This window comes from Halomonas marinisediminis, from assembly GCF_004347715.1.
Classification (GTDB): domain Bacteria; phylum Pseudomonadota; class Gammaproteobacteria; order Pseudomonadales; family Halomonadaceae; genus Halomonas; species Halomonas icarae.
On sequence record NZ_SLTR01000855.1, the window covers coordinates 1 to 222 of the forward strand.

At 60.8% G+C, this 222-nt stretch carries 1 protein-coding gene; it reads right to left on the reverse strand.

Features of this window, described 5'->3' with window-relative positions; genetic code table 11:
- Positions 1-222 (reverse strand): preprotein translocase subunit SecA (locus tag E0702_RS18765; RefSeq protein ID WP_132045957.1); only part of this gene is annotated, 222 nt, incomplete at both ends.

Here is a 222-nt window from a genome sequence, read left to right on the forward strand (position 1 = left end):
CAGCACGTTGTGCGGCACGTCCTCTTTCTTCAGAAGCTGCGACAGGTACTCGGACTTTTCGATCGAGGTCGTGCCGACAAGGATGGGCTGACCCTTGGCATGGGCCTCCTTGATGGTCTTGACGATGGCGTCGAACTTTTCCTGCACGGTGCGATAGATCTGGTCGTGCTCGTCCTCGCGCTGGATCGGGCGATTGGTCGGCACCTCGACCACGCCGAGCCC